Annotated in this window: 12 protein-coding genes; all 12 read left to right on the top strand. The window is 53.4% G+C overall.

Translation table 11 applies throughout. The features are described from left to right. On the top strand, positions 1 to 103 hold a 103-nt coding region (locus CVT49_03275; protein PKK84608.1), incomplete at its 5' end, for a hypothetical protein. A gap of 41 nt (positions 104 to 144) precedes the next feature. Then, positions 145 to 453 carry a 30S ribosomal protein S10 gene (locus CVT49_03270; GenBank protein ID PKK84607.1) on the top strand — a complete coding sequence of 103 codons (309 nt, stop codon included), beginning with the start codon at positions 145 to 147 and terminating at the stop codon, positions 451 to 453. A gap of 13 nt (positions 454 to 466) precedes the next feature. Then, positions 467 to 1,093, top strand: a complete 627-nt coding sequence (locus CVT49_03265) for a 50S ribosomal protein L3 (GenBank protein PKK84615.1) — start codon at positions 467 to 469, stop codon at positions 1,091 to 1,093. Between the two features lie 14 nt (positions 1,094 to 1,107). Then, positions 1,108 to 1,734 carry a 50S ribosomal protein L4 gene (locus CVT49_03260; GenBank protein PKK84606.1) on the top strand — a complete coding sequence of 209 codons (627 nt, stop codon included), beginning with the start codon at positions 1,108 to 1,110 and terminating at the stop codon, positions 1,732 to 1,734. Further along, a complete protein-coding gene (locus CVT49_03255) occupies positions 1,731 to 2,021 on the top strand; it encodes a 50S ribosomal protein L23 (protein PKK84605.1) in 291 nt (96 codons plus the stop codon). Before CVT49_03260 ends, CVT49_03255 begins: the two co-directional genes overlap by 4 nt. A gap of 20 nt (positions 2,022 to 2,041) precedes the next feature. Next, entirely contained in the window at positions 2,042 to 2,875 is an 834-nt protein-coding gene (locus tag CVT49_03250; protein PKK84604.1) for a 50S ribosomal protein L2, read from the top strand. A 13-nt stretch (positions 2,876 to 2,888) separates the two neighbouring features. After that, positions 2,889 to 3,176: a 30S ribosomal protein S19 gene (locus CVT49_03245; GenBank protein ID PKK84603.1), complete on the top strand. Its 288-nt coding sequence runs from the start codon at positions 2,889 to 2,891 to the stop codon at positions 3,174 to 3,176. An 11-nt stretch (positions 3,177 to 3,187) separates the two neighbouring features. Further along, the gene (locus CVT49_03240) at positions 3,188 to 3,799 is read left to right on the top strand and encodes a 50S ribosomal protein L22 (GenBank protein ID PKK84602.1); all 612 of its coding nucleotides are present in this window, start codon (positions 3,188 to 3,190) and stop codon (positions 3,797 to 3,799) included. A gap of 15 nt (positions 3,800 to 3,814) precedes the next feature. Continuing rightward, the gene (locus tag CVT49_03235) at positions 3,815 to 5,128 is read left to right on the top strand and encodes a 30S ribosomal protein S3 (GenBank protein ID PKK84601.1); all 1,314 of its coding nucleotides are present in this window, start codon (positions 3,815 to 3,817) and stop codon (positions 5,126 to 5,128) included. 28 nt (positions 5,129 to 5,156) lie between these two features. Then, positions 5,157 to 5,579 carry a 50S ribosomal protein L16 gene (locus CVT49_03230; protein PKK84600.1) on the top strand — a complete coding sequence of 141 codons (423 nt, stop codon included), beginning with the start codon at positions 5,157 to 5,159 and terminating at the stop codon, positions 5,577 to 5,579. A 2-nt stretch (positions 5,580 to 5,581) separates the two neighbouring features. After that, positions 5,582 to 5,860: a 50S ribosomal protein L29 gene (locus CVT49_03225; GenBank protein PKK84599.1), complete on the top strand. Its 279-nt coding sequence runs from the start codon at positions 5,582 to 5,584 to the stop codon at positions 5,858 to 5,860. 14 nt (positions 5,861 to 5,874) lie between these two features. After that, positions 5,875 to 6,129 (top strand): 30S ribosomal protein S17, encoded by a 255-nt coding sequence (locus CVT49_03220; protein ID PKK84598.1) that lies wholly within the window; start codon positions 5,875 to 5,877, stop codon positions 6,127 to 6,129. The last annotated feature ends 25 nt before the right edge of the window (positions 6,130 to 6,154 follow it).

Raw genomic sequence — 6,154 nt, 5'->3', positions numbered from 1 at the left:
GGAGCTTCAGACTCCGATCGCGATGGAGAAGGAACTGCGTTTTGCCATCCGCGAAGGCGGCCGGACCGTCGGCGCCGGCGTTATTGCCGAGATAATTGAATAGAATAATTTGGATACTTTTTAGAGATAAGGTTAGTAATAGGTATGAATGGCCAAAAAATTAGAATCAAGCTGAAAGCGTACGATCACTATTCGCTTGACAAATCGACCAAGGAAATTGCGCGAACAGTTCTGCGCACCGGTGCTCGTATTGCTGGGCCCATTCCTCTTCCGACAAAGCGCACTGTTTATACAGTGCTGCGCTCGCCGCATGTTGACAAAAAGTCGCGCGAGCAGTTCGAAACCAGAATTCATAAACGCCTGATTGACATTTATGAATCGACTCCTCAAACCGTTGATGCTTTGATGAAGCTTGATTTACCGGCCGGCGTTGATGTTGAGATCAAGACTTGATGGTGGTAAACTGATGAAAGAAATTATTGGAAAAAAACTTGGAATGACACGCGTCTTCGGTGAGGATGGTCAGGCGATTCCGGTATCTGTTATCGAAGCTGGTCCCTGCGCGGTTGTTGCCAGACGGACGGACGAGAAAAACGGTTACGAGGCGATTCAGGTAGGTTTCGGCGAAAAACGGAAGAAGCTTTTCAACAAACCGATAATGGGTCATTTTGAGAAAGGCGGCGTTGAGCCGGCCCGCATGCTGCGGGAAATACAATTTGAAGGCGACATTAATGTCGGTGATCTGATCAAAGTCGACATTTTCAAGAAAGGCGAAAAAGTCGATGTAACCGGCATTTCCAAGGGCCTTGGTTTTCAGGGCGTGATGCGTCGTCACGGTTTCGGCGGAGCACAGACCACTCACGGTCAGTCCGACCGGCGGCGAGCTCCGGGATCGATCGGGTCCTCATCGTATCCCTCCCGCGTTTTCAAGGGAATGCGGATGGCCGGGAAAACCGGCCGGGACAAGGTTACGGTGGTTAATCTCGAAGTCGTGCAGGTTATAGAAGATCAGAATCTTCTTTTGGTTCGCGGGGCCGTACCCGGCAAAAAGGGTTCGCTCCTTAGGATAAGAAAGACTAATAGGGTCCGATAGAATGGCGGTGTTATATGGAAGTTAAGGTATACAACAAAGAAGGCGCCGAAACGGGAACAATCACGTTGAATGACGCCATTTTCGGCCTGGAGCCAAATCCGGCGCTGGTCCATCAGTACATCGTCAATTACCTGGACAATCAGCGTCAGGGGACCTCCAGTTCCAAAGGTCGTTCCGATGTGGCCGGATCCACGGCCAAACCGTGGCGCCAGAAAGGGACCGGCCGGGCGCGCGCCGGCACCCGAAAATCCCCGCTTTGGCGGGGGGGCGGAATCATCTTTGGCCCGGAACCTCGCAATTACTATAGCAAGTTCCCCAGAAAGATGAAATTGACGGCTCTGTTGTCGGCATTCTCCGACAAAGCGCGCAACGAGAGTATAACGGTCGTCGAGGATCTTGAACTCGCCGACGTCAAGACAAAAACAGTCGCGACAATTCTGGATAAACTTGGATTGGAAAAGAAGAAGTGCCTTATTCTCGATGAGGGTGTCAATAGAAACCTTCATATGTCGGTACGAAATATGGATAAGGTCAATTATTCTCGGGCTCCGCTGGCCAACGCCTATGAGGTCATCAATGCCGATGTCCTTCTGGTCACCAAGGCAGGTCTTGAGAAGATCGAGGAGGTATTTGCAAAATGAAGGACGCAAGAGATGTTTTGCAGCTTCATCTGATGACGGAAAAGTCGCTGATGCTGAAAGAAAAAGACAACGCCTATGTATTTCACGTTAACCGCGCCGCCAACAAGCTTCAGATCAAGGAAGCGGTCGAAAAGGCTTTTAAAGTCAAGGTCGACAAGATCCGGACGATGGTTGTGGCGGGTAAGCCGAAACGTCTTGGGATGTACGCCGGAAGAACCGGCGCCTGGAAAAAGGCGATCGTGACGTTGAAAGAAGGCCAGCAAATTTCGGATTTTGAAAATATCTAAGACAGGGAATAGGAACTACCATGGGTGTCAAGAAATTTAAACCGGTTACTCCTTCTCAACGTTTTAGGACGGTTTCTACTTTTGAGGAGATTACTTCCATCATACCGGAAAGGGCTTTGCTGGAGCCGACGAAGAAATCCGGTGGAAGAAACAATAAAGGTCGTGTCACCGCCCGGCACCGCGGCGGCGGTCATAAACGCTTCTATCGCCTGATCGACTTTCGGCGGGACAAGCGCGATATCCCGGCCCGCGTGGCCTCGATTGAATATGATCCCAACCGTTCGGCCAATATTGCCCTGTTGCATTATGTTGACGGCGAGAAAAAATACATTCTTGCCCCCGACGGAATAAAAGTCGATGATTTCATCATGGCCGGCGAGAAGGCTGAAATCAGAAACGGCAACTCGCTTCCGGTCGGGGCAATGCCCTTGGGAACTTTCCTGCACAACGTGGAAATGTATCCCGGTAAGGGCGGCAAGATTGCCCGAAGCGCCGGCACTTATGTCCAGCTTGTGGCCAAAGAAGGCGAATTCGCCCATTTGAAGATGCCGTCGGGCGAAGTGCGGCTGGTCAAGCAGAACTGTTACGGGACGATCGGAACGGTCGGTAATGCCGATCATAAAAACCTTTCATGGGGCAAGGCCGGAGCGGCGCGCTGGCGCGGCTGGCGTCCCAAAGTCCGCGGTGTTGCCATGAACCCGGTCGACCACCCGATGGGCGGCGGCGAGGGCCGCAGTTCCGGCGGACGGCACCCCTGCACCCCGTGGGGTAAGATTACCAAGGGTTTGAAGACGCGCAAAAAGAGAAAACCAAGCAGTAAATATATAGTAGAGTCACGCAGGAAGAAAAACTAGTTCGGAGGAATAAATGGCGAGGTCACTGAAAAAAGGTCCTTATATAGATGCCAAGCTGTTCAAGAAAATCGACGCCTTGAACCTGTCCGGCGAGAAAAAGGTCATCAAGACCTGGGCGCGTCGTACGACCGTGGTCCCGGAATTTGTCGGGCACACGCTGGCGGTTCATAACGGCAACAAGTTTATTCCTATTTATGTTACTGAAAATATGGTAGGACATAAGCTCGGCGAATTCGCTCCGACAAGAACTTTCCGCGGGCATGGCGGTAAACTGGTCGAGCGGGCCAGTACCATTAGATAGGGGAACAGAAGATGCAAGCACGTGCACGAGTCAGATTCCTGAGAACGTCAGCCAGAAAGATGCGACGGGTGGCTGCGCTTATTAAGGGTAAACCGGTTGAAGAAGCTTTGAATATTCTGACCTATACCCCGAAAATGGCCGCTCATCATCTGGCCAAGACCGTCAAAGCGGCCGCGGCCAACGCCATTTCGAGTGTCGGTACCGCCAAGCTCAAAGCCGAAGATCTGTCAATCACCAATATCATGGTTGATGGCGGTCCCATGGCCCCGAGAGTGCGGTTTCAATCGATGGGGCGGGCTCATCGGATTCGCAGAAGATTCTGTCATTTGACCGTCGAAGTCGAGGGCGAGCCGGAACCTGAAACCGCCAAGACCAAAACGGGCCGCAGGAAAAAAAGCAAAGAAGAGGCGCCCGAAACCGAGACAAAGAAACCCGGTGCCAGGGCCAGGAAGACCCCTTCCAAAGCCAAAAAGACGGTAGCCAAAGATAAGTCTGAAGTTGATAAGATAGATGAAACAGAAGCTGCTTCTGCGGAAGCAGCGTCCGGGACCGATGCGGCGGCTGATGAAACAGCGGTCGAAAAAGAAGTCACGGATTCTGAAGACACAAAGAAAGAAGAATAGAGTGAGGAGATAAGCTTGGGACAGAAGACGCACCCAATAGGATTCCGCCTGGGTATCATTAAAACCTGGAACAACAAGTGGTTTGCCGGAAACAAATTCGCCAACTTCATTTATGAAGATATGATGGTGAAGAAATATATCAATGCCCGACTGGATAATGCCGGTCTGGCCAAGGTTGAGATTCTGCGGGCGCCCAAGAGAGTCACTGTCGATATTCATACATCACGCCCCGGAATTGTAATCGGGCGTAAAGGGTCCGAAGTCGACAAACTGCGCGAGGAATTGCAGCTTCTGACCAAGAAAGACATCTCCCTGAATATTATTGAAGTTAAGAAGCCCGAACTGAATGCCCGGCTGGTGGCCGATTCGATCGCCCGTCAGCTTGAGGGCCGTGTCTCTTATCGCCGTGCCATGAAAAAGGCCATCGCCGCTTCCATGAAAATGGGCGCCGATGGCATCAAGGTTGTTTGCGGCGGTCGGCTGGCCGGTGCGGAAATCGCCCGGACCGAAAAATATATGGATGGACGCGTGCCGTTGCACACGCTGAGGGCTGATATCGATTATGCCACTTCCACCGCTCATACCACCTATGGCTGCATTGGCGTCAAGGTTTGGATTTGTCGCGGGATGGTGCATGGAGCCGGCGAAATGCTGGTGAAGGAAGAACTTGATAAGGGTGCCTCGGAGAGACCGGAAATTGAAATGCCGGCCCGCCGAGATCATCGCCGCGATGATAAATCACGCAAGCGCCGCCCGCGCGGCCGGGTTCGCCGGCCTGATTCGCGTGGCGATTCGCGTGGCGAGGGACGCCCTGCCAGGCCGGAAGGCGCACCAGGTCAACCGCCTCGAGACGGCGCCCCCGGGAGGGGCGGCCGACCTGATTCGCGTGGCGAGGGACGCCCTGCCAGGCCGGAAGGCGCACCAGGTCAAGCGCCTCGAGACGGCGCCCCCGGACGGGGCGGCCGACCTGATTCGCGCGGCGAGGGACGCCCTGTCAGACAGGAAGGCTCAGCGGGCCGACCCCCCAGAGACGGTGCCCCCGGACGGGGCGGCCGACCTGATTCACGCGGCGAGGGACGCCCTGTCAGACAGGAAGGCTCAGCGGGCCGACCCCCCAGAGACGGCGCCCCCGGACGGGGTGGCCAGAGAGGCGGCGGCAGACCGGATGGCGGTTTCAGGCGCGATGATAAATCGGGCCAGGGTGACAGGCGGGATGGGATACCCAGAAAACCCGAAGGCGGCGGCGCCGCTTCAAGGGACTCCGGAAAAAAGAGCGAAGCCTCCGAACCTAAAAAAAATACCACTCCTCCTGATGAGAAGAAGAGTTAGGGTGCTATTGTAGCCGGGAGATAATGTTATGTTAATGCCGAGTAAAGTTAAGTATCGGAAACAGCAAAGGGGACGCATGCGCGGCAAAGCGTATCGCGGCAGTGCCGTCTCTTTTGGTGAATATGGATTGAAAGCGCTTGAGCCGGCCTGGATCACCGACCGGCAGATCGAAGCGGCTCGTATCGCCCTCACAAGATATATCAAAAGAGGCGGTAAGGTCTGGATCCGGATTTTCCCCGATAAGCCGGTTACAAAAAAACCGGCCGAAACCAGAATGGGCAAGGGCAAGGGTGCTCCTGAGTATTGGGTGTCGGTTGTCAAATCGGGTCGGATCCTGTTCGAGGTCGAGGGTGTGGCTGAAAATATGGCCCGCGAAGCTTTTCGTTTGGCCGGAAACAAGCTGCCGATAAAGACCAAGTTTGTCACCAGATCGGAAACAGAAGGGGCATAAGGATGAAGATGGAATCACTCAGAGATATGACTCGCGATGAGCTCCTTCAAAAGCGGCATGAGCTCAAAGATGAGTACTTCAATCTGAAGATGCGCAAGTCGCTCAAGGAACTGGATAATCCTCTCAAGCTTCGGACCCTGAGAAGAGATATCGCCAAGATCGAAACCATTCTTACTGAGGACAACCGCGGGATCAGGAAAATCGTCGATTCCCGGGTGTCGATTTTGGGCCAGCCCGGGGATGACAAAGTTGAGCAGCCTAAAGGTGAAGAAGATAGGTAAGGAAGTTGATAAGTATGAAGAGAAATATGCGTAAAGTCAGACAGGGCAAGGTCGTCTCCAGTAGTATGGACAAGACCATTATCGTGAATATTGAGAGAGCTATGAAGCACCCGGTATATGAGCGCATCATCCGGACTTCCTCGAAACTGTATGCTCACGACGAAGCCAACGAAGCCAATGTGGGTGATGTTGTTCGGGTCATGGAGACCAGACCTTTGTCACTGAAGAAATGCTGGCGCCTGGTGGAAATTGTTGAGCGGGCCAAGTAATCGCCGCGTCCGTGGTGAATCAGGA

The sequence above is a fragment of the candidate division Zixibacteria bacterium HGW-Zixibacteria-1 genome (assembly GCA_002838945.1).
GTDB lineage: Bacteria > Zixibacteria > MSB-5A5 > GN15 > PGXB01 > PGXB01.
This window is presented reverse-complemented; position numbering and strand designations above follow the sequence as displayed.

Bases quoted from the DNA above. Each gene is read 5' to 3' on its own strand.
- CVT49_03255 (PKK84605.1), top strand. From the start codon at position 1,731: ATGAAGGACGCAAGAGATGTTTTGCAGCTTCATCTGATGACGGAAAAG.
- CVT49_03250 (PKK84604.1), top strand. From the start codon at position 2,042: ATGGGTGTCAAGAAATTTAAACCGGTTACTCCTTCTCAACGTTTTAGG.
- CVT49_03245 (PKK84603.1), top strand. From the start codon at position 2,889: ATGGCGAGGTCACTGAAAAAAGGTCCTTATATAGATGCCAAGCTGTTC.
- CVT49_03230 (PKK84600.1), top strand. From the start codon at position 5,157: ATGTTAATGCCGAGTAAAGTTAAGTATCGGAAACAGCAAAGGGGACGC.
- CVT49_03240 (PKK84602.1), top strand. From the start codon at position 3,188: ATGCAAGCACGTGCACGAGTCAGATTCCTGAGAACGTCAGCCAGAAAG.
- CVT49_03225 (PKK84599.1), top strand. From the start codon at position 5,582: ATGAAGATGGAATCACTCAGAGATATGACTCGCGATGAGCTCCTTCAA.
- CVT49_03260 (PKK84606.1), top strand. From the start codon at position 1,108: ATGGAAGTTAAGGTATACAACAAAGAAGGCGCCGAAACGGGAACAATC.
- CVT49_03270 (PKK84607.1), top strand. From the start codon at position 145: ATGAATGGCCAAAAAATTAGAATCAAGCTGAAAGCGTACGATCACTAT.
- CVT49_03265 (PKK84615.1), top strand. From the start codon at position 467: ATGAAAGAAATTATTGGAAAAAAACTTGGAATGACACGCGTCTTCGGT.
- CVT49_03220 (PKK84598.1), top strand. From the start codon at position 5,875: ATGAAGAGAAATATGCGTAAAGTCAGACAGGGCAAGGTCGTCTCCAGT.